Genomic DNA, 22649 nt, shown 5'->3' on the forward strand with positions numbered 1-22649 from the left:
AAAATGAAATTTTCATTGATTATTTGTACATATATGCGCCCAGAGTCTTTAGTTAAATTGTTGAACTCAGTAAATATTCAAAGTAAATATCCAGATGAAATTTTAATCATTGATGGATCATTAAATGAAGAAACAAAAATAGCTTTAGATAAAAATGATTTTAAGAATTTAAAATATTTTTTAGTTTCAGAACAAGAAAGAGGATTAACCAAACAGCGTAATTTTGGAATTTCTAAGGTCGGATATGATATAGAAATTGTATGTTTTTTAGACGATGATACAGTATTGGAGTCTGATTACTTTGAAAAATTACTGCAGACGTATGTTTTGTTTCCAGAAGCTTTAGGTGTTGGTGGTTATACTTCGAATGAAATTAAATGGGAAAAAGTTCCTGAGAACTATGTGACTAACATTGCAGAATTTTATTATGATGGATGGAAACGTAAAGATGGAAGTCGTTTTATACTTAGAAAAAAGTTGCATTTAGATAGTGATTGCCCTCCAGGTTTTTCTCCTAATTTTTCTCATGGAAGAAGTGTTGGCTTCTTGCCTCCGAGTGGAAAAATTTATCAGACAGAGCAGTTAATGGGAGGAATATCGTCTTTTAGAAAAGCTGTTTTTTCGCAATTTTCATTTTCAACTTATTTTGAAGGTTATGGCTTGTATGAAGATGCAGATTTTACATTACGAGTTTCAAAACAAGGGAAATTATACTTAAATACAGCAGCAAAATTATTTCATTTTCATGATGAATCGGGCCGACCAAATAAGTATAAATATGGAAAAATGGTTGTAAGAAATGGATGGTATGTGTGGAGAGTAAAAAATCCTAATCCAAAATTTAATGATCGTCTAAAATGGAATTTGATAACTATTTTATTAACTCTTATTAGAGGTATAAATATTATTACAAGTTCTAACAATAGAAAAGAAGCTTTGACTGAAACATTAGGACGATTGGCTGGTTTTTTTAGTTTATTATTCAATAAACCTCGTTTAGAAATATGAAAAAAACAATATTTATTTCTTTTTCTTTGGGAAATACTTCAATATCAGATTATTATGTTTCATTAGCTGAAAAGTTTAAACAAGATTATCAAATAGTTGTATTCTCAGATGTAAAACTTAATGAAACTATTTCTATAAGTGAAGACATTATTATTAAATATTGGCCCTCAAAGCGTCCAACAAAATTTGCTGATGGAATCTTTTTATATGAAAACATTAAAAAATATAGGCCAATAATGACAATATCAGTTTTTGGTTCGGTTAATATTTTTTTAATTGTAGGTTTTTTGTGCAGAGTAAAATTTAGAGTTGCTTGGATCAGTACAATATCAACTCATTTTAGACAAAAAAAAAGTTTGCTGTATAGAAAATCCTTTGCTTACAGACTAGCTACGACAATTGTCACAAATTCTAAGGCGACTAAAGAAGATGCAATAAAAAATTATTATGTCTGTGAAAGCAAGATTAAGGTTTTACCAAATTCAGTCAAAGATTTATATTCGACAATAAATGAAGATGAAAAAGAAAACTATAAAACAATTGTTTATGTAGGACGTTTATATAGCCAAAAAGGCGTTGATGTTCTTATTAAAGCATTTTCTATGGTTTGTCCGCAGTTTCCAGATTTTAAGCTTATAATTCTTGGAGGAGGTCAAGAAGAAAAAAAATTGAAGAAGTTGGTTGATGACCTAAAAATTGGTCAACGTGTAATTTTTAAAGGGAATCAGCCTAAGGTTAAAGTATTAGAAACTTTTAAAAACTCTTATTTGGCTGTGGTTCCAAGTCTTTCAGAGGGTTTTGGTTTTACTGTAATTGAAGCTATGAGTATGAAAACAATGGTGATAGGTTCAAACAATACGGGTATTAAGGAAATTATTCAGGATAATAAGACTGGCTTTCTATTTGAAACAAGTAACGAACATGACTTAGCAGAAAAAATTATTAAATCAATAAAACAGCCAGCTTTAAGAGATGAATTGGCATTAAATGGATTTAAGCACTTTCAGAAAAATTATGAAACAGACTTCGCTGTAGAAAGAGATTGGTCTTTTTTTAATAGTTTAATCAGATAGATTATGAATAAATTTCTCATAATTACAAGTGTTATTCATACGAAAGACAAAAATCGATATTTTGGTTATGGACCATACATTAATGAAATGAATGTTTGGTTACAATATGTAGATCAGTTAGATATTTTGGCCCCTCTCGAAAATAGAAATATAACTCCTATTGATTTAGCCTACAAGTTTGATGTCATTAATTTTAAAAGAGTTGCGAGTTTTAGTTTTACTACTATAAGGAGTAGATTTTTTGCGCTTTTTAAACTGCCAATAATATTTTGGCAAATTTTTCTTGCAATGCGTCAAGCGGATCATATTCATTTAAGATGCCCAGGAAATATAGGCTTAATTGGATGTATCGTTCAAATTTTTTTTCCATATAAAAATAAAACAGCAAAATACGCCGGAAATTGGGATCCAAAAAGTAATCAGCCTTGGACATATAAATTACAAAAACGTATTTTAAATAATAGCTTTTTGACTAGAAATATGCAGGTTTTGGTATATGGAGAATGGGAAAATCAATCTAAAAATATAAAATCATTTTTTACAGCTACTTACTCGGAGTCTGAGAAAAAAGAGGTAGAGAAAAGCAGATTGGATTTGGGAGTTAAATTTATTTTTGTTGGGAGTTTAGTAATTGGAAAAAATCCATTATATGCAGTTGAACTATTAGGTCAATTAATAAAATTAGGTCATAACGCTACATTAGAAATGTACGGAGAAGGCCCAGAGAAAAGTAATCTAGAAAGATATATTCAAACAAATCATTTAGAAGATTTTATTTTCTTAAAAGGAAATCAGAATAAAGAGGCTGTTAAAGAGGCTTATATAAAAAGTCATTTTGTAATACTGCCGTCTAATAGTGAAGGTTGGCCAAAAGCAATTGCAGAAGGAATGTTTTGGGGATGCTTGCCTATTGGTACAAAAGTTTCGTGTGTACCTTACATGATTGATAATGGTGAAAGAGGTATATTGTTAGAAATGGATGCCGATAAAGATATTCAGCAGCTGGAAAGAATAATATTTGACAAAAAAGCTTTTGATTTTAAAAGCTTAAAAGCACTGAATTGGTCACGAAGATATACTTTAAATGTATTTCAGGAAGAAATTAAAAAGGTACTACTGCCTAAAACAATAGCAGATTAATGAGAATTGTTCAAATAATAGATTCTTTAGAAGTAGGTGGGGCAGAAAGAATGGCAGTAAATTATGCCAATAAACTTTCTGAAAAAATTGAATTTTCTGGTTTAGTTGTAACCCGCTGTGAAGGATCACTTTTAAATCAAGTAAATAAAAGTGTACATTATTTATTCTTGAATAAGAAAAGCAGTCTTGATTTGAAAGCAGCTTTTCGATTAAAAAGTTTTATAAAAAAAAATAAGGTAGATATAATTCATGCACATAGCTCTTCCTTCTTTATTGCTGTTTTGGTGAAATTTATTTATCCTAAAATTAGGATAATTTGGCATGATCACTATGGGCCGAGAATAAGTGAATCAAAAAAAGAAAATAAGGTTTTGAGGTTTTCTTCTGTATTTTTTATTTCGATTTTTGTTGTAAATAAGCAATTAAGGGAGTGGAGCCAAAAATATATGCACTGTAAAAAAGTTGTTTTTATTCCTAATTTTATTCAGGAAACTCAATTTGTTGAACAAACAACAGTTTTACAAGGCTCAGAAGGGAAACGAATAGTTTTTCTTGCCAACCTAAAAAAACCTAAAAATCATTTTACAGTTTTAGAAGCTTTTTTTGAACTGAAATTATTTGATTTAGGCTGGAGCCTTCATTTAATTGGAAAAGATTACTTTGATTTATACTCGCAAAATCTAAAAGATTTTATAAAATCTAAAGATTTATATAATCATGTGCATTTGTATGGAGCAAGAAATGATGTCAGTTTTATTCTAAAGCAAGCTTCAGTTGGTATTTTGGCATCAACTTTCGAAGGTTTTCCCGTTACATTAATAGAGTATGGTAAAGCTAAGCTTGGTGTAATTAGTACAAATGTTGGTTTTTGTTCAGAAATTATTAAAGATAAAGAAACGGGGTTGTTGTTTAATCCTTTATGCAAACAAGAACTGCTATCTCAACTTAAAAAAATAACCGAGAATGAAAGTTTACGAAATAATATAGCTGTTAATTTGAAAAAAATAGTTGCGGATAATTATGAAGCGGATATAGTTATTGAAACAATAATTTTAGAATATAGTAAGATAGAAAAATGAAGAATACAAAAATTATTTATCTAGCGTTAGTTTTACTGCATGCTTTAATTGCATTATTGGTTTTTGTGCTTCCTTTTGTATCAAAAATTTATGCATTTTTAATTCTAGTCGTTGGTATTTATTATGTTTATAAAAATAAAAATAAAAATGACGAAGTGCTTTACGTTTGTGCTTATTTAATAGGAGCAGAGGTCTTTTTACGCATGACAGGAGGGAACTTTAATAATGAATATGTTAAATTTTCTGTAGTTTTTTTTATGCTCTTAGGGATGATTTATAATAATTTTTCTAGAAATGGTTTATTGTACCTTCTTTTTTTAATGTTATTGATTCCTGGTCTCTTTGTTACGGTAACTGACGCAGATATCAATTTAGATTTTAAAAAAGCCTTGATTCTTAATTTATCTGGACCGGTTTGTTTAAGTATATGTGCAATGTATATGTTTAAAAGGCCTATTTTGTTTGATAAACTTCAAAAGATAATATTGATGATCGGGTATCCAATCATAACAACAACAGTTTATTTGTTCTTATATACTCCAAACATTCAAAATGTTGTAATGGGAACCCAATCTAATTTTGAAACTTCAGGAGGATTTGGACCGAATCAAGTTTCAACAATATTGGGATTAGGAATGTTTATTTTTTTTACTCAATTAGTCTTTTTTTCAAAATCTAAATTTGACATTATTATTAATGGAGGCCTGTTAGTATTTATAAGCTTTAGAGGGATTGTGACATTTTCTAGAGGAGGTATTATTACAGCTGTAGTTATGATAATTCTTCTTATGGCGGTAGTATACTACTATTCTACTTTCGCAGGAAAAAAAAAGCTAATGTTCGTTTTTATTTTAACAGCCTTGTTGGGGATTGGTGTATGGATGTATAGTTCGTTGCAAACCAAAGGGTTAATTGATAAACGATATGCAAATGAAGATGCAAGAGGTAGATCTAAAAAAGATCGTTTAGGGGGAAGGGAAGAGATAATGGATGCTGATTTTTCTCTTTTTACAGACAGCCCCATTTTTGGAGTTGGTGCAGGAATGGGGAAATCTAAAAGACTAGATAAAATAGGAGTTGAAGTGGCAGCACATAATGAAATTACAAGATTACTAGCGGAACATGGTTTATTTGGTATTCTGGCTTTCTTAGTATTGTTGATTACTCCATTTGTAGTTTATATTAACAATAGGCAACACCTATATTTTTTATCGTTTTATGCTTTTTGGTTGCTGACAATAAATCACGCAGCAATGCGAACAGCTGCCCCGGCTTTTGTATATGCATTATGCCTTCTTTCAGTTCAAATAAAAATCCCTGAAGAAACAGAAAATTAATAGATTAGTTATTTTTTTTACGATACATTTGCTTTGCCCTAACCAAATTAAAACCTATTAGTGATGTTATCAAAAAAGAAAATGCATTTCGAAATTTCGGAGAGGAAAATACTGCTCCTTTCTTTCGATGCTGTTTTTATTCTATTTGCTTTATATTTATTAAGCGCAATCTTCGATTATCATTATTTCGCCTTTGATTTAAGTAGCTCGCTCAGTATACTTTTATTAGTCAGCTATCTTTATGCCTTTGGCGTAATATTCGAAATCTACAATTTACAAGTAGCAAGCAATCATCTTCAGATTCTGCAAAACGTTGTTTTTACTGCTACCGCCACTGTTTTGGCTTATTTGCTTACGCCAGTTCTTTCTCCTGTACTGCCCAAACAAAGATTGGTAATAGTAATATTTTACTTTGCAATACTAATTACATTACTGCTTTGGCGCTTATTTTATTGCTACTTTTTAGCATCTCATCGTTTTTCGCAAAACGTTGTTTTGATTTGCGATCAGAGTGAAGTTGAAGAATTAGTTTTAGGACTGGAAAATGTCGATCCGCATTATAAAATTATTGGTTTTGTTAGTTCGGATTCTGTTACAGATGAGAATTTAGATTTTCATTATGTAAACGAAATAAAGAGAGAAGATTTAGAACGTTTTGTGTCTACACACAATGTCTCAGAAATTGTAATTGCTTCTCAGAAAACAGATGGTATAACTCCAGATTTGTATCAGCAGTTGCTTCATTTATTAGAAAAAGGATATATTATACGTGAATACACTCAAGTTTACGAAAGCAAAACACAGCGAATTCCTGTTCATCATATAGAAAGAGATTTTTATCGATTTTTCCCCTTTAGCAGAAGTAATAGCAATAAACTGTATTTGTTTTTTGTGCGTCTTATAGAAATTATTTTTTCTATTTTGGGGCTTTTAATTAGTCTAGTTTTTGTTCCGATAATTTTTGTTTGTAATTTTTTCGCCAACAAAGGAAGTCTTTTTTATACTCAAGAAAGGGTTGGTAAAAACGGAATAGTTTTCAAGATCTACAAGTTTAGGACTATGACCGAGAACTCAGAAACAAATGGAGCTGTTTTTGCTGCTCACAATGATAAAAGAGTTACTCCTTTTGGTAAATTTATGCGAAAGTCTAGAATGGACGAATTTCCTCAGTTTATTAATGTTTTAAAAGGAGACATGGGAGTAATTGGACCAAGGCCTGAACGACCATTTTTTGTTGAAGAAATTGCTGCTGTAATGCCTTTTTATGAAACACGTCATGTAATTAAACCTGGACTCACTGGCTGGGCACAGGTTAATTATTCTTATGGAGAATCAATAGACGAAAGTTTAGTAAAGTTGCAATATGATCTTTATTACATCAAACACAGAAGTATATTTCTAGATTTGAGTATTACGTTCAAAACCATTACTACAGTTTTATTCTACAGAGGCCAATAAATTTTTAAATTATAATCGGAATTGGTTTTTTGTTGCGAATAGCTGTTCGCACTAAAACCACTCCGCTTGTAATAATCAATGGTAAAGTGATGAAGAAATGTGCTTTATTGATTAGGAATAAAAAGTAAATCACAAGTATTACAAAGTTGATCAACGAAAATCTATAAGTCCATAGTTTGTTTTTGAAAATAGAAAACAAAACTAAAAGCAATAAAAGCGGACTAAAAAGCAATACATTATAATTCATCGCCAGTTCTTGGTGAAAAGAATAAAATCCCATAATAACGAAGAATATCCCAATAAGAGATAAAATCACAAAGTAGATTTTATCGACTATTTTGTTTCTAGCAAAGATTACAAAAAGTAGAATAAAAAGATATGTATAGATATTATTCCACCAAGATTTTGGGGTTTCTTTTGTAAATTCTAATAACGTTTTACTTTTGGCAGCAAGAGGTTTGTTCTGGAAAGTGGTTTTGTCTAAACTGTTTTTCAATTCAAAAGGAAGAAAAATTCTAGTTCCCATTTGATCAACTTTAGTTCCAAAAATAATGCTGGTGCCCAATTGATCGTAAAAATGACCATCAAAATAAGGAAATAGGATAGAACGATAGGTTTTGTCTGTATCTTCTTTTTTGACAATTACATTTTCGCCTAAAGTTTTATTCACCACATCAACAACCATCGAAGTGCAGTTTCTATCGATGAATTTATAAGTGTAATAACGCTCTTCAGAATCTAAAACTGCATTTAACTGATTAAAAAGTTTTTGTTTTAAATCTTGAGATATCAGTAATTCCTGCTCATAAATGCTTCTTTTCTCGTAAGTGTATTCATTAAAAAAATCTGCATACGAATGCACAGTTGCAAAATATTGCAAATCTCCTTTAGCAAACTTTAGAACAAAATTCGGAGTTCTAAAATCAAAAGTTCCGTAATTGTAAACAACGTCAAAATTGTTTGTAGGATCTAAAACTCTAATTCCCGTATGTCCAAAATAAGAATATGTTTCATTTCCAAGACCGCAAGTCAAAATACTTATTTTAGCGTCTTTCGATAAAGCTAAACTCTGGCTGAAACCAATAAAACCGGTTAAGAATAATAAAATAAAAAGTGCTTTTTTGAACATGACAGTTTTCATGATTTAAAATTTTAAATGTTTTATGGTTTCTAATTATCTAAAGATACCTAAATCTACTTTCAACGAAAAGATATTAGAATACAAAGCGGTGCTTTGATTTCCTAAATCGGTCAAAGCGTAATCAATTTGTATGCCTTTATATCTAAAACCTAAACCAATATTAGGTTGAAAATTTACTTTTTCAGTATTATCCAATTGTGTTACATTCTGAAAGTTTCCTGCACCAGCACGTACGAAAACCAAATCGGTATAGCCAAACTCAAACCCTAGAGCTGGGTCTATACTTACTGCTTTTGAAGAGATGATATCATTGGTTTGCTCAAATCTCATGTTTAAATTAGCAGAAGTTACAAGACTGCATTCATTGTGAAAATCAAATCGTTTTGAAACGCCCAATTGTGCTTTTGGCAATGTTATTTCAGTGCTTTCTGGTAAAGTATTGTTTTCTCCTGGAATTGCATTAGCGATTTTTTCATATTCTTCTTCATCAATATTCCAGACGTTGTAAGTTGTAGTGATGTCGCGAAGCATTAAACCAAACTTCCAATCATTTTTTTCAAATTGAAGTCCAATATCAAATCCAAAACCCCACGAATTCGCAAATTTTCCAATTATTCTTCGAATTACTTTTGCATTTACACCATATTGAAACCCGTCAACAGGAAGTTTTCGAGCATAAGAAAAAGTAAAACCATAATCTGCCGTAGAGAAGAGGCTGATTCTATTGTAATCTATATTTCCTTGATTATCGATTAATTGCGTTGTGTCCATGATGTCATCAACTCCAAAACGAATCATCGAAATTCCCCAAGCACTTCTTTCATCAATGGGACTTGCATAACCAATGTAATCGTATTGTGCAATATTGGCAAAATAGCTAGCGTGCATTAAAGCAATTTGATGATCTTCAAGATGTGTCAAACCTGCCGGATTCCAGTAAACAGCATTTACATCATTTGAAGAAGCAGTTACGGCACTTGCCATTCCAAGAGCTGCGGCATCAACCCCAATATTCATAAATTCATTCGAATATTTTCGAGCGGTTTGCGCATACTGAAAAGTACAACTCCAAAAGAATAAAAACACTAAATATTTCTTCAACGTATATGTTTTTGCAGATCGAGGCCTGTTTTAAAATTTTTATCAAAAATATAATATTTTACTCATCTAATAAGTTCCTTTGCTTAAATATTCCCAAAGTCACGTTTAGAAATAAAAAACTCTTGAAAAAACTCGTTTTGCATCGAGTTATTATACTAAATTTGTTCTCTACCATTATCAAATTTTTAAGCTATGAACATTAAAAAGCATATTCCAAATCTAATTACATTAATTAATCTTTTTTGCGGTTGCGTTGCAATTGTGTATGTTTCTCAGAACAATTATTTAATGGCTTTTTATATGGTTTGCTTAGGAATCTTTTTTGATTTCTTTGATGGCTTTTTTGCCAGATTGTTTAAAGTGTCAAGTCCGCTTGGCTTGCAGTTAGATTCTCTTGCTGATATGGTAACAAGTGGAGTAACGCCAGGATATGTTATGTATAGCATGTTTACTAATAGTGCTCACGAATTTGGAACACATCCAGCAATTCCGTTTTTAGGATTTATTATCACTTTAGGATCTTGCTATCGTTTGGCTAATTTTAATATCGATACACGTCAGACTGATTCTTTCATCGGACTGCCAACACCTGCGAACGCTTTATTTATTTTAAGTCTTCCTTTGGTTATCTCTTTTTCAGATTCTTTGATGGTTTTGGAAATTTTGACCAATCAGTGGGTTTTATTAGTAATAACATTGTGCAGTGCTTATATTTTAAATGCTGAAATTCCGTTGTTTGCTTTAAAAATTAAAAAATTCAGTTTGAAAGAAAACGCGCTTCAAATTGTGTTTTTGATTATTTCGGTATTAATGATTGTTTTGCTTCATTACATTGCAATTCCATTGATTATTGCTTTTTACGTGTTCTTGTCGATCATTAATAATCTTTTTTTGAAAAAGTAATTCTGTTTAATGGCAAGAAAAACGACTTATCGTAAAACTTATTCAAGAAAACCAGCTGGAAGATCTTTTCTAAGCAGACTTTTTCGAGGACTTTTATTGATTTTTTTCGCACTTTTATTCATTGGGATAATTTATCATTATCGCAAGGGGCTTGCTTATTATTTAGGTTTTAAAACCGAAAAAGTTTTAGATGAAGATGAGGTAGACAAACATCTTTCTGATGTGCGAAATATTAGAGTTCTCGAAAATCATAAAGGAAAAGTTATTGGAATTGACGTTTCTGAATTTCAAGGCAAGGTAGATTGGGAAGAAGTTGAAATTTTGGATGAAAAATATCCTGTTCAATTTGTTTTCATTCGTGCAACTGCTGGAAATGACCGTGTTGATAGACAGTTTAAAAGAAATTGGGAAGGCGCAAAAGAGAATAAGATAATGCGTGGTGCCTATCACTATTATCGTCCAAACGAAAATTCAATAGAGCAGGCCGATCTTTTTATCAAAACAGTAAAATTGCAAAAAGGAGATCTTCCGCCAGTTTTAGATATCGAGAAATTGCCTAAAAATCAATCTTTAGACAGTTTGAAAAAAGGATTAAAGCGTTGGCTCGTTAAAGTTGAAAAACACTATCAAGTTCGTCCAATCATTTATTCGGGAGAACGGTATTATTCGGATTTTTTAAAAGAAGAATTTGGAGATTATTTGTTTTGGATAGCCAATTATAATTTCTACAGAGAAAAAATTGAAGATGATTGGTTGTTTTGGCAATTTACAGAAAAAGCTTCTTTGCCAGGAATCAAGCATCGTGTTGATGTTAATATCTACAATGGCGATTTAGAACAATTGCATTTTATTACGGTTGAATAACTTTCGTTTATAAAACTTAGATTTATTTCAATAAAACCAAAATAACAATTATTATAAAAGGCAATAAGAGCATTACAGAATACGGATTTGCAAAATTTATAGTATAGCCCATCCATTGAATCTTTTTGGGAGGGAGCAATCTTTTGTCTTTTGGGTTATAATAACAGGTGTTGAAGAAATACCAATTCTTTGGGTCTTTGTGCCAATTGTCGTAATCTTCCTGAGTTGGTTTTTCTGATTTCATTTGTAAATTAGTTTACAGTCTCGGTCACAGTATTCAGTGTTCACTGTGACTGACAACTGAGACTGAATACTTTTTAAAACTCCAATTTCTTTTTACGAAGCTCGAAGTTTTGTCCAAGATAAACACGACGAACCATTTCGTCTTCTACCAGTTCTTCTGGAACTCCAGCTTTAAGAATTCCTCCTTCAAACATTAGATATGTTTTATCAGTAATAGCTAGAGTTTCTTGAACGTTGTGATCGGTAATTAAGATTCCGATGTTTTTATTTTTTAACTGCGCTACAATTCGCTGAATATCTTCAACCGCAACAGGGTCAACTCCAGCAAAAGGCTCATCCAATAAAATAAATTTTGGATCGGTGGCCAATGCGCGGGCAATTTCTGTACGACGGCGCTCACCTCCAGAAAGTAAATCGCCTCGGTTGGTGCGAATGTGTTCTAAACTGAATTCTTCAATTAAACTTTCCATTTTGGCAATTTGCTCTTCTTTAGAAAGTTTAGTCAATTGTAAAACGCTCAAAATATTGTCTTCAATGCTTAATTTTCTAAAAACAGAAGCTTCTTGTGCCAAATAACCAATTCCTTGTTGAGCACGTTTGTACATCGGATAGTCGGTAATGTTTAAATCATCAAGAAAAATGTTTCCTTGATTTGGTTTTACCAATCCTACAATCATATAGAAAGACGTTGTTTTTCCAGCTCCATTTGGACCCAAAAGCCCTACAATTTCTCCTTGATTTACTTCAACAGAAATTCCTTTTACAACGCTTCGTCCTTTATAGGTTTTGATTAAATTATCGGCTCTTAGCTTCATTTTTTTTAATTAGATAATATCTTAATTAGATAATGTGTCAATTTGATAATGAGATAATTATTATCTCTGTTGGCAAAATAAGATAAAATAAATTAATCAATTAAACGAATTAACATATCGTGTGAAAATTATCTAATTGACTAATTATCTCATTTTCTAATTATTTGCCTTGCTCTTCAAGCGCTTCCCAGAATTCGTAAGCTCTTCTTAAATGAGGAATTACAATTGTTCCTCCAACAAGAGTAGCAATTCCCATTGCTTCCATCATTTCTTCTTTAGAAACACCTTCTTTGTAGCTGGTTTCTAAATGGTATTTTACGCAGTCGTCACATCTTAAAACTGCCGATGCTACCAACCCTAAAAGCTCTTTTGTTTTTACATCAAGAGCGCCTTCGGCATACGCATTGGTGTCAAGATTAAAAATTCGCTTTACAATTTTGTTGTTGTCAGCAAGCAGTTTTTCGTTCATTTTAGAACGATAGTCGTTAAATTCTTGAACTATATCAGACATTTTCTTTTAATTTATTTTTATAAACAATCTTCGAAATTAGAATACTAACCTCGTAAATAAGCAACATCGGAATTGCAACAATGGTCTGGCTCACAACATCTGGCGGCGTCACAATTGCAGCAATAATTAAAATAATTATGACAGCATATTTCCAATATTTTCTTAAGAATTCAGGAGTTACTAATCCTAATTTTGTTAAGAAATAAATAGCAATTGGAAGTTCGAAAAAGATCGCGCTTCCAAGAATACTTGTTTTAACCATTCCCATATAAGATTCTAGAGTAAATTGGTTTTTTACCACATCACTGATAGAGAATGTAGCAACGAAGTTTACTGACATCGGAATTACAACAAAGTATCCAAATAACACTCCTAAAAAGAAAAGTAAAGAAGAAACAAAGATGAATAATTTTGCATTTTTTCTTTCTTTCTCATAAAGTGCAGGGCTGATAAACTTCCAGATTTCCCATAAAATATAAGGAAAACTAAGGATGAAACCTGCCAAAAGACACATCCAGACAAAAATATTGACCTGACCTTCCATTTCGGTATTTTGAATAATGAAGTTCAGTTCTGTAATACAGATGCTGTCAGCAAATCCTAATGAGTGAGATAAGTCGCAAAACCAAACATACGTAAAGAATGTTGGTCTAATTGGACCTAAAATAATTTGATCAAATAAATAATCGCTAATAAAATAAGTGACAATTGCCATAATAATTGTTGCAAGTGTACTTCTAACCAATAACCATCTCAATTCTTCAAGATGATCTAAAAATGACATTTCGCCAAGATTTTTCTTTGCCATTATACGATTCCTTCTTTTAAAATGTCATGTAAATGTAAAACTCCTTTATATTCTCCATTATCCGCAACGATCAATTGCGTGATCGAAAAGTCTTCTAAAATATTTAAAGCGTCGACAGCCATAGTTTCAGACGAAACTACTTTTGGATTTTTTGACATAATATCCTTTGCAGTTAAGTCCGCAATACTATCTACGTCGTTTAGCATTCTTCGGATGTCTCCATCGGTAATAATTCCGATAATTTTATTGTCTTCAATTACTGCAGTAACTCCTAATCTTTTTTCAGAGATTTCAAAAATTGCTTTTTTGATTGGAGTATCTGGAGTAACAGCTGGTTTTAACGAATGCTCGATCATATCTTTTACGCGAAGCAGTAATTTTTTTCCTAAAGCGCCTCCCGGATGATAAACTGCAAAATCTTCTGGTTTAAAATCACGCATTTCCATTAAGCAAACAGCCAAGGCATCACCCATTACAAGTTGTGCCGTCGTACTATTTGTAGGAGCTAAATTGATAGGGCAGGCTTCTGTGTCAACAGTTGTATTTAAAACCAGATCGGAGCCTTTTGCCAAAAATGAAGTTGTGTTTCCTGTGATGGCAATCAAGGTATTTCCGAATCTTTTTAATAAAGGAACAAGGACTTTAATTTCTGGACTATTCCCACTTTTAGAAATGCAGATAATAACGTCATCATTTTGAATCATTCCTAAATCTCCATGAATAGCTTCTGCTGCGTGCAAAAACATAGAAGGAGTTCCAGTTGAGTTAAAAGTAGCTACCATTTTTTGTGCAATGATCGCGCTTTTTCCAATTCCTGTAACGATCAGACGGCCTTTGGATTCGTATATGCGTTGGACAGCTTCGTAAAAATTTTCGTCCAAAAAATCAATTAGTTTTGTAATTGCTTCACTTTCAGAGAGTATTGTTTTCTTGGCGATCGCCAATATATTTTCTTTTGTGATCAAAACAGAATATTTAAAATTTGTATGTATAAAAGAAAGTTGTATCTTTATGTGTTGCAAATTTATACAAAATACCATTAATATAGAGAATGAATTCAAATGAAATTGAAATACATAAAGAATTAAAGAAGTATTTCGGCTTTAGCCAATTTAAAGGCTTGCAAGAGCAAGTCATTACGAGCATTTTAGACGAAAAGAATACATTCGTAATTATGCCGACCGGTGGAGGAAAGTCTCTTTGCTACCAATTACCGGCTTTAATTCAAGAAGGAACAGCAATTGTTGTTTCTCCTTTAATTGCTTTGATGAAAAATCAGGTTGACGCAATTCGAAGTCTTTCGTCTGAAAATGGAATTGCACATGTATTAAACTCCTCTCTAACCAAAACAGAAATTGCTCAGGTTAAAAAAGATATTACATCTGGACTGACCAAACTTTTGTATGTAGCCCCAGAATCACTAACAAAAGAAGAATATGTAGCTTTTTTACAAAGCGTGCCTATTTCTTTTGTAGCCATTGATGAGGCACACTGTATCTCAGAATGGGGACATGATTTTAGACCAGAGTATAGAAATCTGAGAAATATAATTAAGCAGCTAGGGAAAGTGCCAATTATTGGACTTACTGCAACTGCAACACCAAAGGTTCAGGAAGATATCTTGAAAAACCTTGATATGGCCGATGCCAATACTTTTAAAGCATCGTTCAACAGGCCGAACTTGTACTATGAAGTTCGAACAAAAACAAAAAACATCGAGTCGGATATTATTCGATTTATCAAACAGCATAAAGGCAAATCTGGAATTATTTACTGCTTAAGCCGTAAAAAAGTAGAATCAATTGCCGAAGTTTTACAAGTAAACGGAATTAGCGCTGTTCCTTATCATGCAGGTTTAGATGCAAAAACGCGGGCCAAACATCAGGATATGTTCTTGATGGAAGATGTTGATGTCGTTGTGGCAACAATCGCTTTCGGAATGGGGATTGATAAGCCAGACGTTCGTTTTGTAATTCACCACGATATTCCAAAATCACTTGAAAGTTATTATCAGGAAACTGGACGTGCAGGACGTGACGGAGGAGAGGGGCATTGTCTAGCATACTATTCTTATAAGGATGTAGAAAAGCTGGAAAAATTCATGTCTGGAAAACCAGTTGCCGAACAGGAGATTGGTTTTGCCCTTTTGCAGGAAGTTGTGGCTTATGCCGAAACTTCAATGTCACGTAGAAAATTCTTGCTTCACTATTTCGGGGAAGAATTTGATAGCGAAACTGGCGAAGGAGCAGATATGGATGACAATGTTCGTAATCCGAAACATAAAGTTGAAGCCAAAGATCAAGTAGTTAAATTGCTGGAAATTGTTCGCGATACCAAACATATTTATAAATCAAAAGAAATTGTCTTTACTTTAATAGGACGTATCAATGCGGTTATTAAAGCGCATAAAACAGATGCTCAGCCTTATTTTGGTTCTGGTTCAGACCACGACGAAAAATACTGGATGGCATTGCTAAGACAAGTTTTGGTGTCTGGTTATTTGTCTAAAGACATTGAAACTTATGGAGTAATCAAAATCACAAAAGCTGGTTTAGATTTTATCAAAAAGCCAGTTTCATTTATGATGTCTGAAGATCATGAATACACTGAAGCCGATGATGAAACTATTGTAACAGGTGGAAAATCTTCTGGAACAGCAGACGAAGTTTTAACGGGAATGCTTCGTGAACTTCGTAAAAAAGTGGCTAAGAAATTGGGGGTTCCTCCATTCGTAGTTTTCCAAGATCCTTCAATTGAAGATATGGCTTTAAAATATCCGATAACAATTCAGGAATTATATAATATTCATGGTGTTGGGGAAGGAAAAGCTAAAAAATACGGAAGCGAATTTGTTGCTTTAATCAGCCGATATGTTGAGGACAACGATATTATTCGTCCGGACGATTTAGTCGTAAAATCGACAGGAGTAAATTCTGCCAACAAATTATATATTATCCAAAATATTGATAGAAAGCTTTCATTAAATGATATCGCTTCCGCGAAAGGACTTACGATGGATGCATTGATTAAAGAAATGGAACAGATTGTTTATTCTGGAACAAAACTGAATATCAAATATTGGTTAGACGATATTCTAGACGATGATCAGCAGGAAGAAATTCACGATTATTTCATGGAATCAGAATCTGATAAAATCGAAGATGCCTTAAAAGAATTTGATGGCGATTACGATATTGACGAATTGCGTTTAATGCGTATTAAGTTTATTAGTGAAGTAGCTAATTAAAAAGTTTACAGTCGCAGTTTACGGTCTCAGTAAACTGCGATTTAAAATTAGTCTCAGTGTAAAACTGTAAACTGTGACCGAAAACTGAAAACTACTCGTAGAGTTCCCCACGATGCGGTTTCAAAGCATCTCTTACCTGAATCATATTTTCGTCTGTTACTACCATAAAAGCTATGGCGTACATTTCGTCTATGATTTTATATCCAGTAATATTTAAAGGTAGTTTTTCAATTGCGATATATTCTTTTAAATGAATTTCGTGATGTTCTGCTGTTTTTGCAGAAGCTGGTCCACGGAAATCCCAGATCAGTTTTATTTTTCTAGACATTTTTTTAAGGTGCAAAGGTTCGGAGTTGCAAAGGTACAAAGTCTATTTGAAAAAAGGTTCTAAGGTTCTGAGATACTAAGGTTCTAAGTTTTTTTCTGTCGAGACATACTGCAGTGCATCTAACTGCTCTTAAAAGAAATCTTTTTAATCCAAATAATCTGTGGCTAAAAATAAATCGCAAAGATTTTATGAAAAAATAAATTAAGGATAAAATCTGCTTAGATCTGCTTAGATCTGCGTGAAAATTTAAAGTAAATATAAAATCTCATTTCAAAATAGTACTTTTGCATGTTCTTTTCATAGAAAGAAAAGCTAATAGAATAAACAAGACAAAATGCCTAAAGAACTTTTACTTCAAGTTACACCCGAAATTGCTGCAAACGAATCATTGCTAAAAGACCATTTGTCTAAGCAGATTAAAGTTTCTGCTCAAGAAATTCAGCATGTTTCAATTTTAAAACGCTCTATTGATGCACGTCAGAAAGCGATTAAAATCAATTTGAAAGTTCTTATTTATTTAAAAAGCGAACCTTTTCAGGAAACCAAACTTGAACTTCCTATATATAAGGATGTTTCGAATGCGCAAGAAGTTATAGTTGTCGGAGCAGGCCCAGCTGGACTTTTTGCGGCATTGCAATTAATTGAATTAGGTTTGAAACCAATTGTACTCGAAAGAGGAAAAGACGTTCGTGGACGCCGTCGTGATTTGAAAGCAATAAATCGCGAGCATATTGTAAACGAGGATTCAAATTATTGTTTTGGTGAAGGTGGAGCAGGAACATATTCTGATGGAAAATTATATACCCGTTCTAAAAAACGTGGTGACGTAACCCGAATATTAGAACTTTTAGTGGCTTTTGGCGCTTCTGAAGATATTTTGGTAGAAGCGCATCCGCATATTGGAACCAATAAACTGCCAAAAATCATTGAAGATATCCGAAATAAAATTAGGGAGTTTGGTGGTCAGGTTTTGTTTGAAACTCGTGTAGCTGATATCTTGGTGAAAAATAATGAAGTTGAAGGAGTTGTAACGCAAAACGGAGATAAAATTCACGCCAACAAATTAATTTTGGCAACGGGACATTCGGCTCGTGATATTTTTGAATTATTAGATAAAAAGAAAATTTTAATAGAAGCAAAACCTTTTGCTTTAGGAGTTCGTGCAGAGCATTCTCAGGAATTAATCGACAGCATTCAATACAGTTGTGATTTCCGTGGAGAACATTTGCCACCAGCGCCATATTCTATCGTAAAACAAGTTAACGGTCGCGGAATGTACTCGTTTTGTATGTGTCCAGGAGGTGTAATTGCGCCATGTGCAACTAGTCCAGGTGAAGTGGTTACAAACGGTTGGTCGCCGTCTAAGCGTGATCAATCTACAGCAAATTCTGGAATTGTAGTCGAATTGAAATTGGAAGATTTCAAACCTTTTGCAAAATTCGGCGCTTTGGCGGGAATGGAATTTCAAAAAAGCATCGAACAAAAAGCTTGGCATTTGGCGGGTGAAACTCAAAAAGTTCCAGCTCAAAGAATGATCGATTTTACTAAGAGCAAAGTTTCGGCAGATATTCCGAAAACATCTTATGTTCCAGGAACCACTTCGGTTGAATTGGGACAAGTTTTTCCAGGATTTCTAACTCAGATTATGCGTCAGGGATTTCAGGATTTTGGAAAATCAATGCGTGGTTATTTAACTAACGAAGCAATTTTACATGCGCCAGAAAGCAGAACGTCATCTCCAGTTAGAATTCCGAGAGATCCGATGACTTTAGAACATTTGCAAATCAAAGGTTTATATCCTTGCGGAGAAGGTGCAGGTTATGCGGGCGGAATTATTTCTGCAGCAATTGATGGAGAAAAATGTGCCTTGATGATTGCGGAATCCTTGAAATAATTGGCCTCAGGTTTTTTGGTGTAGTAAAAAGATTGTTATCTTAGTGGTTTGATTGTAATAGAATTTGCCCCAAAGATGACAATACAAGAAATAGAAAAAAAATACGGATTCCATTTTCCGCTTTTATACAAGCAGTTAGATGCTGACGGTATGTTAGACGTCGGAGAATATGGTCCAAATTGGTATACAGAAGTTTATCCAACCTTAAAAGATAATCCGCCTTTGCTTTTGCATTCGTATGATTTTGAATCGCTGAATTTGAAATCGGTTGCAGAAGAAATAGAAGAACTTCGAGATCCAGACGATTATCGAAATATCAACCCAGAATTTAAATTTATTCCGTTTGCCAAAAGTGGTGGTGGCGATCATTATTGCTTCTTTTTAAACGAAGAAAACAATGGTGATGTGCCGATCGTTTTTGTCTGGCACGATTCCAACGAAGTTAATTATCTGGCAAAAAACCTTCAAGATTTTATCTTCAAAGTTTTATTGATCGATATGTCAAAACAAGATGTCTACAATGAACTTACAGATGAAGAATTTAGAGATGATATTGAATCAGTTTTTAAATCGCACAAAAAGTATTTGACTGAGCAGCAAAATGCAATTCTATCAACTATTTTAGAGCGCGATATAATTGATTATGAAATACATGTTTCGCCAAAAATTGTGGAATCGGCGAGAGGATTATTGACAGATTTCGAATTGGAATCTATTGTCAATGAAGTAATTCCTTTTGATAAAATGAATCAGAGTTTTAAATATTCAAACGATTAATTTTTAATTTAAAATATTTCCCATGGGCTTTTTCTCCAATTTATTTAATAGAAATAACGATCCGAAATCAATCATTTCTTTTGATGTTATTAATACAATTTATAGTCATTTATATCATGAATCTAGTCTAGAGTTCAAAGTAAAAGGAATTCATGACACGGTTACTGTAAATTTATATTCTGTTCCTTCCTCATTGGATCACGAAGAAGGAAGAGCAGAAGTTAAAAAAGCGGGATTTAATAATGCGTATGAAGTTCTGAACGAACTTTATAAAAAACTGAATATTGGAGGCTTGTCAGAAGAAGCGATGCAGGATGATTTGCAGTATGATTTTATTCATATTCAGTTTTATTCGCGCCCAAGCCAGGAAATGAAAAAACACTTTACAAGTGTGATTAATAATTTTATGATTTTCTTTTGCTGCACCAATAGTTTAGAAATAAACGATTTTAGAATGTTATATTCCAGTAATCATTTTTCTGATTATGTAAAAGGTTTGCTAGATTCAGAATATCTTGATTTTAAGAACCCTCAAAATGAAACTCAGGAAATAGGGGTTAAAGATTTCAAAAAAGTTTTGCAAGCCATCTGTGAGTATTTTAATGTCGAAATTCCTGCGGATATTGAGCTTCCGTCTTCAGAAAATTTACTGCTAGATGATAAAGCGGCCGTGGAGGATTTTGAAGAATTTGTCAAATTAGTTTCGAGAAATAATATCGAGGAAGATGACGTAAAAAAATATTCGGAGAAGCTTTTTGATAGTTTTAATCATGAAACGAAAACGTATTACGAAACCACAGAAGATCATTTCAGTTTTTTTGAAGAAATAAATACTTGGCATAGCGATTGGAAATTTGATCCCGAAGATGCAGAATATTTTATTTCGGAGATGCTTGGCGAAGATTTCAAATTTGATTATCCAGAAGAAACCTATAGCCATGATTTGTTTCCATACATTCAATCTGAATTGGAGAAGTCAAATCTGGAGTTGCTGACTTATGAAACTTATGGAGACAGTTATTTGTTTTTTGTGGTAAATAAAGATGAAGTAGAGCGAATTTTAGAATTGTCAGAATTAACAAAAATTGAGGTTACCCAATTATAATTGGATTCTCGTAATAAAATCTTGTTTAGTCCCTACGGGACAATATATCTGTGGCGTTTAATTGTATTCTACCAATATTTAACTCCTAGCGGAGTTTTTTTTGAATCTTCTTTTTAGTGTCTCGTAGAGACTAAATATTGGTAGATCACAAATGATAAGGGAGACGTGTCCCGTAGGGACTATATTTTTCTAATGTAATAATCGCCACGAATTCACGAATTATTTGAAATGAAATTAGTGAATTCGTGGCGAAAACATTTTTACGGTATCAAAATAATTTTTCCTGTGCTTTTTCTGCTTTCTAAGAAATCGTGCGCCAGTTTTCCTTCAGATAATTTGAAAGATGTCGGTTCTGACAATTTGATTTTTCCTTCTGTAATCCAGTTGAATAGTTGAGTTGCTCTTTTGATTCTTTCTTCTTTAGAATTTAAATAACTCCATAAATCGCCACCCGTTAAAGTTTTAGAACCGTCCATAAGCATTCTAGGATCTACAGGTGCTGGGTCTCCGCCCGCCATTCCGAAGAAAACAACTTGTCCGCATTCTTTAGTGACTTCAAAGCTTTCCATTAAAGTGCTTCCGATGCTGTCATAAACAACATCGACACCATTTGGAACTACTTTAAGAGCTTGTGATTTCCAATCTTCATTGTAAAGAAAAACATGGTCTGCACCTTGTTCAAATCCGATTTTTGCTTTTTCAGCAGATGAAGTTAAACCAACAACAGTTGCACCAAGAAGTTTACTGATCTGGGTTAGAATCTGACCAACTCCACCAGCGACCGCGTGTATTAAAACAGTTTCTCCTTTAGCCGTTTTGTGACTGTCGGTTGCAAGATAATGAGCCGTTAAACCTTGAAGTAAAACAGAAGCCGCAGTTTCAAAAGAGATATTTTCAGACAACGGAATAATGTGATTTACATTTACAGCAACCAATTCTGCATTGGCAAATGGTGCATCGGCAAAAGCCACACGATCACCAACTTTGTATTCTGTATGGTTGTTGGGGTCGACCACAATTCCAGCGCCTTCATAACCCGCAATAAAAGGTGGATTTCCTTTTAAATGATAATTTCCTTTTCGACGGTAAACATCAGCAAAATTTAAGCCGATGGCTTTCATCTCGATTAAAATTTCGTCTTGTTTTAATTGCGGATTAGGGATTTCTATATATTCTAAAACATCTGAATTCCCAAAAGTAGAGAAGGTAAGTGCTTTCATTTTTAGTTTTTTGAGTTTACAAATAACGGAAAATATATTGGCTCCATTTTAAAGGTAATCTTAAAAATAAAAAAAAAAGTAACAACTTGAATTCAGGTTGTTACTTTGGGTTGAATTAAAAAGGTTGAGATGCCTTAGTGGTTTATTTTTTAGCTTTAGGTTTTATTTCTGTTACAATCAAATTCATAGTTGTATCTCCTAAATTTTTTGCCATATGTGTAACTGAAGGTATGTACATGGCATCTCCGGCTTTAATATCCATAATAATGGGAGCTTTGCCTTTATCGGTTATTTCAATTTTTCCATCAGCCAATGCATAGATGGTGTGGTCAGGATGATGATGCCATGGAATTGTTTCTCCCGGAGTAATCTGAACTTGCATTATTCTTACTTTTTCATTCTCTAGAAGTACTTTTTTATACGCGTTAGGCGCTACTTTTAAAGGGTCTTGTGCATAGATATTCATACTTAACATCAAAAGTAATAGTATGAACAGAGACATTAAATTCTTTTTAATAGTTTTCATTTCATTTCTTTTTTATTGGTTAAATTTTTCCAGAATTGTTTATCATGTATTCTTTTTGAGAACTTTATCAT

The 22649-nt window shown here is 32.8% G+C and carries 22 protein-coding genes; 12 read left to right on the forward strand and 10 right to left on the reverse strand.

All coding sequences use genetic code 11. The features are described from left to right. Positions 1 to 3 precede the first annotated feature (3 nt). The 6 genes from RB618_RS10675 to RB618_RS10700 all read left to right on the forward strand — a co-directional run bounded on the left by RB618_RS10675 (position 4) and on the right by RB618_RS10700 (position 7095). The gene (locus RB618_RS10675; RefSeq protein ID WP_308068717.1) at positions 4 to 1008 is read left to right on the forward strand and encodes a glycosyltransferase; all 1005 of its coding nucleotides are present in this window, start codon (positions 4 to 6) and stop codon (positions 1006 to 1008) included. After that, positions 1005 to 2081 (forward strand): glycosyltransferase, encoded by a 1077-nt coding sequence (locus RB618_RS10680; protein ID WP_308068718.1) that lies wholly within the window; start codon positions 1005 to 1007, stop codon positions 2079 to 2081. The genes RB618_RS10675 and RB618_RS10680 overlap by 4 nt, the downstream gene beginning before the upstream one ends. A 3-nt stretch (positions 2082 to 2084) precedes the next feature. Beyond that, positions 2085 to 3221 (forward strand): glycosyltransferase, encoded by a 1137-nt coding sequence (locus RB618_RS10685; RefSeq protein WP_308068719.1) that lies wholly within the window; start codon positions 2085 to 2087, stop codon positions 3219 to 3221. Next, positions 3221 to 4300: a glycosyltransferase gene (locus RB618_RS10690; protein ID WP_308068720.1), complete on the forward strand. Its 1080-nt coding sequence runs from the start codon at positions 3221 to 3223 to the stop codon at positions 4298 to 4300. Before RB618_RS10685 ends, RB618_RS10690 begins: the two co-directional genes overlap by 1 nt. Further along, the gene (locus RB618_RS10695; protein WP_308068721.1) at positions 4297 to 5637 is read left to right on the forward strand and encodes an O-antigen ligase family protein; all 1341 of its coding nucleotides are present in this window, start codon (positions 4297 to 4299) and stop codon (positions 5635 to 5637) included. The genes RB618_RS10690 and RB618_RS10695 overlap by 4 nt, the downstream gene beginning before the upstream one ends. A gap of 63 nt (positions 5638 to 5700) precedes the next feature. Further along, positions 5701 to 7095, forward strand: a complete 1395-nt coding sequence (locus RB618_RS10700; protein WP_308068722.1) for an exopolysaccharide biosynthesis polyprenyl glycosylphosphotransferase — start codon at positions 5701 to 5703, stop codon at positions 7093 to 7095. A 4-nt stretch (positions 7096 to 7099) separates the two neighbouring features. Here RB618_RS10700 and RB618_RS10705 read toward each other — a convergent pair whose 3' ends face one another. Together RB618_RS10705 and RB618_RS10710 are read right to left on the reverse strand one after the other, a co-directional pair. Further along, positions 7100 to 8236 carry a DUF4105 domain-containing protein gene (locus tag RB618_RS10705; protein ID WP_308068723.1) on the reverse strand — a complete coding sequence of 379 codons (1137 nt, stop codon included), beginning with the start codon at positions 8234 to 8236 and terminating at the stop codon, positions 7100 to 7102. Positions 8237 to 8269: 33 nt separating this feature from the next. Next, positions 8270 to 9253, reverse strand: coding sequence for a PorV/PorQ family protein (locus RB618_RS10710; protein WP_308068880.1), 984 nt, complete (start codon positions 9251 to 9253; stop codon positions 8270 to 8272). Positions 9254 to 9529: 276 nt separating this feature from the next. On the opposite strand from RB618_RS10710, the gene RB618_RS10715 reads away from it, so the two are divergent. Continuing rightward, positions 9530 to 10240: a CDP-alcohol phosphatidyltransferase family protein gene (locus RB618_RS10715; RefSeq protein WP_308068724.1), complete on the forward strand. Its 711-nt coding sequence runs from the start codon at positions 9530 to 9532 to the stop codon at positions 10238 to 10240. Between the two features lie 9 nt (positions 10241 to 10249). Further along, the gene (locus RB618_RS10720; protein WP_308068725.1) at positions 10250 to 11104 is read left to right on the forward strand and encodes a glycoside hydrolase family 25 protein; all 855 of its coding nucleotides are present in this window, start codon (positions 10250 to 10252) and stop codon (positions 11102 to 11104) included. Positions 11105 to 11126: 22 nt separating this feature from the next. On the opposite strand, the gene RB618_RS10725 is transcribed toward RB618_RS10720, so the two are convergent. The 5 genes from RB618_RS10725 to RB618_RS10745 form a co-directional block, all read right to left on the reverse strand. Continuing rightward, entirely contained in the window at positions 11127 to 11348 is a 222-nt protein-coding gene (locus RB618_RS10725) for a DUF5808 domain-containing protein (protein ID WP_095929367.1), read from the reverse strand. A 73-nt stretch (positions 11349 to 11421) separates the two neighbouring features. Next, on the reverse strand, positions 11422 to 12162 hold the full coding sequence (lptB, locus tag RB618_RS10730) for an LPS export ABC transporter ATP-binding protein (protein ID WP_111379889.1): 741 nt from the start codon (positions 12160 to 12162) through the stop codon (positions 11422 to 11424). Between the two features lie 160 nt (positions 12163 to 12322). Next, entirely contained in the window at positions 12323 to 12673 is a 351-nt protein-coding gene (locus RB618_RS10735; RefSeq protein ID WP_274254318.1) for a carboxymuconolactone decarboxylase family protein, read from the reverse strand. Then, entirely contained in the window at positions 12666 to 13481 is an 816-nt protein-coding gene (gene tatC / locus RB618_RS10740; protein WP_308068726.1) for a twin-arginine translocase subunit TatC, read from the reverse strand. Before tatC ends, RB618_RS10735 begins: the two co-directional genes overlap by 8 nt. Continuing rightward, positions 13481 to 14446, reverse strand: a complete 966-nt coding sequence (locus RB618_RS10745) for a KpsF/GutQ family sugar-phosphate isomerase (RefSeq protein ID WP_308068727.1) — start codon at positions 14444 to 14446, stop codon at positions 13481 to 13483. Before RB618_RS10745 ends, tatC begins: the two co-directional genes overlap by 1 nt. 86 nt (positions 14447 to 14532) lie before the next feature. Here RB618_RS10745 and recQ point away from each other — a divergent pair, with 86 nt between their 5' ends. After that, entirely contained in the window at positions 14533 to 16728 is a 2196-nt protein-coding gene (gene recQ / locus RB618_RS10750; RefSeq protein ID WP_308068728.1) for a DNA helicase RecQ, read from the forward strand. Between the two features lie 91 nt (positions 16729 to 16819). On the opposite strand, the gene RB618_RS10755 is transcribed toward recQ, so the two are convergent. After that, positions 16820 to 17056 carry a hypothetical protein gene (locus tag RB618_RS10755; RefSeq protein WP_111379894.1) on the reverse strand — a complete coding sequence of 79 codons (237 nt, stop codon included), beginning with the start codon at positions 17054 to 17056 and terminating at the stop codon, positions 16820 to 16822. Positions 17057 to 17390: 334 nt separating this feature from the next. Between RB618_RS10755 and RB618_RS10760 the strand changes: the two genes are divergently transcribed. The 3 genes from RB618_RS10760 (at position 17391) to RB618_RS10770 (ending at position 20832) form a co-directional block, all read left to right on the forward strand. Continuing rightward, positions 17391 to 18950 carry an FAD-dependent protein gene (locus RB618_RS10760; protein WP_308068729.1) on the forward strand — a complete coding sequence of 520 codons (1560 nt, stop codon included), beginning with the start codon at positions 17391 to 17393 and terminating at the stop codon, positions 18948 to 18950. A 75-nt stretch (positions 18951 to 19025) separates the two neighbouring features. After that, a complete protein-coding gene (locus RB618_RS10765; protein ID WP_308068730.1) occupies positions 19026 to 19727 on the forward strand; it encodes an SMI1/KNR4 family protein in 702 nt (233 codons plus the stop codon). Between the two features lie 22 nt (positions 19728 to 19749). After that, positions 19750 to 20832, forward strand: a complete 1083-nt coding sequence (locus tag RB618_RS10770; RefSeq protein ID WP_308068731.1) for a hypothetical protein — start codon at positions 19750 to 19752, stop codon at positions 20830 to 20832. 260 nt (positions 20833 to 21092) lie between these two features. Here RB618_RS10770 and RB618_RS10775 read toward each other — a convergent pair whose 3' ends face one another. Together RB618_RS10775 and RB618_RS10780 are read right to left on the reverse strand one after the other, a co-directional pair. After that, complete coding sequence (locus RB618_RS10775; protein ID WP_308068732.1) at positions 21093 to 22052, reverse strand: quinone oxidoreductase; 960 nt, start codon at positions 22050 to 22052, stop codon at positions 21093 to 21095. A gap of 142 nt (positions 22053 to 22194) precedes the next feature. After that, complete coding sequence (locus tag RB618_RS10780) at positions 22195 to 22554, reverse strand: cupin domain-containing protein (RefSeq protein WP_308068733.1); 360 nt, start codon at positions 22552 to 22554, stop codon at positions 22195 to 22197. Positions 22555 to 22649 lie beyond the last annotated feature (95 nt).

The organism is Flavobacterium sp. LHD-85, assembly GCF_030929595.1.
GTDB lineage: Bacteria > Bacteroidota > Bacteroidia > Flavobacteriales > Flavobacteriaceae > Flavobacterium.

Excerpts from the sequence above, each read along its gene's own strand:
- RB618_RS10675 (WP_308068717.1), top strand. The coding sequence starts at position 4 with ATGAAATTTTCATTGATTATTTGTACATATATGCGCCCAGAGTCTTTA.
- RB618_RS10680 (WP_308068718.1), top strand. The coding sequence starts at position 1,005 with ATGAAAAAAACAATATTTATTTCTTTTTCTTTGGGAAATACTTCAATA.
- RB618_RS10685 (WP_308068719.1), top strand. The coding sequence starts at position 2,085 with ATGAATAAATTTCTCATAATTACAAGTGTTATTCATACGAAAGACAAA.
- RB618_RS10690 (WP_308068720.1), top strand. The coding sequence starts at position 3,221 with ATGAGAATTGTTCAAATAATAGATTCTTTAGAAGTAGGTGGGGCAGAA.
- RB618_RS10695 (WP_308068721.1), top strand. The coding sequence starts at position 4,297 with ATGAAGAATACAAAAATTATTTATCTAGCGTTAGTTTTACTGCATGCT.
- RB618_RS10700 (WP_308068722.1), top strand. The coding sequence starts at position 5,701 with ATGTTATCAAAAAAGAAAATGCATTTCGAAATTTCGGAGAGGAAAATA.
- RB618_RS10705 (WP_308068723.1), bottom strand. The coding sequence starts at position 8,236 with ATGAAAACTGTCATGTTCAAAAAAGCACTTTTTATTTTATTATTCTTA.
- RB618_RS10710 (WP_308068880.1), bottom strand. The coding sequence starts at position 9,253 with ATGAATATTGGGGTTGATGCCGCAGCTCTTGGAATGGCAAGTGCCGTA.
- RB618_RS10715 (WP_308068724.1), top strand. The coding sequence starts at position 9,530 with ATGAACATTAAAAAGCATATTCCAAATCTAATTACATTAATTAATCTT.
- RB618_RS10720 (WP_308068725.1), top strand. The coding sequence starts at position 10,250 with ATGGCAAGAAAAACGACTTATCGTAAAACTTATTCAAGAAAACCAGCT.
- RB618_RS10725 (WP_095929367.1), bottom strand. The coding sequence starts at position 11,348 with ATGAAATCAGAAAAACCAACTCAGGAAGATTACGACAATTGGCACAAA.
- lptB (WP_111379889.1), bottom strand. The coding sequence starts at position 12,162 with ATGAAGCTAAGAGCCGATAATTTAATCAAAACCTATAAAGGACGAAGC.
- RB618_RS10735 (WP_274254318.1), bottom strand. The coding sequence starts at position 12,673 with ATGTCTGATATAGTTCAAGAATTTAACGACTATCGTTCTAAAATGAAC.
- tatC (WP_308068726.1), bottom strand. The coding sequence starts at position 13,481 with ATGGCAAAGAAAAATCTTGGCGAAATGTCATTTTTAGATCATCTTGAA.
- recQ (WP_308068728.1), top strand. The coding sequence starts at position 14,533 with ATGAATTCAAATGAAATTGAAATACATAAAGAATTAAAGAAGTATTTC.
- RB618_RS10755 (WP_111379894.1), bottom strand. The coding sequence starts at position 17,056 with ATGTCTAGAAAAATAAAACTGATCTGGGATTTCCGTGGACCAGCTTCT.
- RB618_RS10760 (WP_308068729.1), top strand. The coding sequence starts at position 17,391 with ATGCCTAAAGAACTTTTACTTCAAGTTACACCCGAAATTGCTGCAAAC.
- RB618_RS10765 (WP_308068730.1), top strand. The coding sequence starts at position 19,026 with ATGACAATACAAGAAATAGAAAAAAAATACGGATTCCATTTTCCGCTT.
- RB618_RS10770 (WP_308068731.1), top strand. The coding sequence starts at position 19,750 with ATGGGCTTTTTCTCCAATTTATTTAATAGAAATAACGATCCGAAATCA.
- RB618_RS10775 (WP_308068732.1), bottom strand. The coding sequence starts at position 22,052 with ATGAAAGCACTTACCTTCTCTACTTTTGGGAATTCAGATGTTTTAGAA.
- RB618_RS10780 (WP_308068733.1), bottom strand. The coding sequence starts at position 22,554 with ATGTCTCTGTTCATACTATTACTTTTGATGTTAAGTATGAATATCTAT.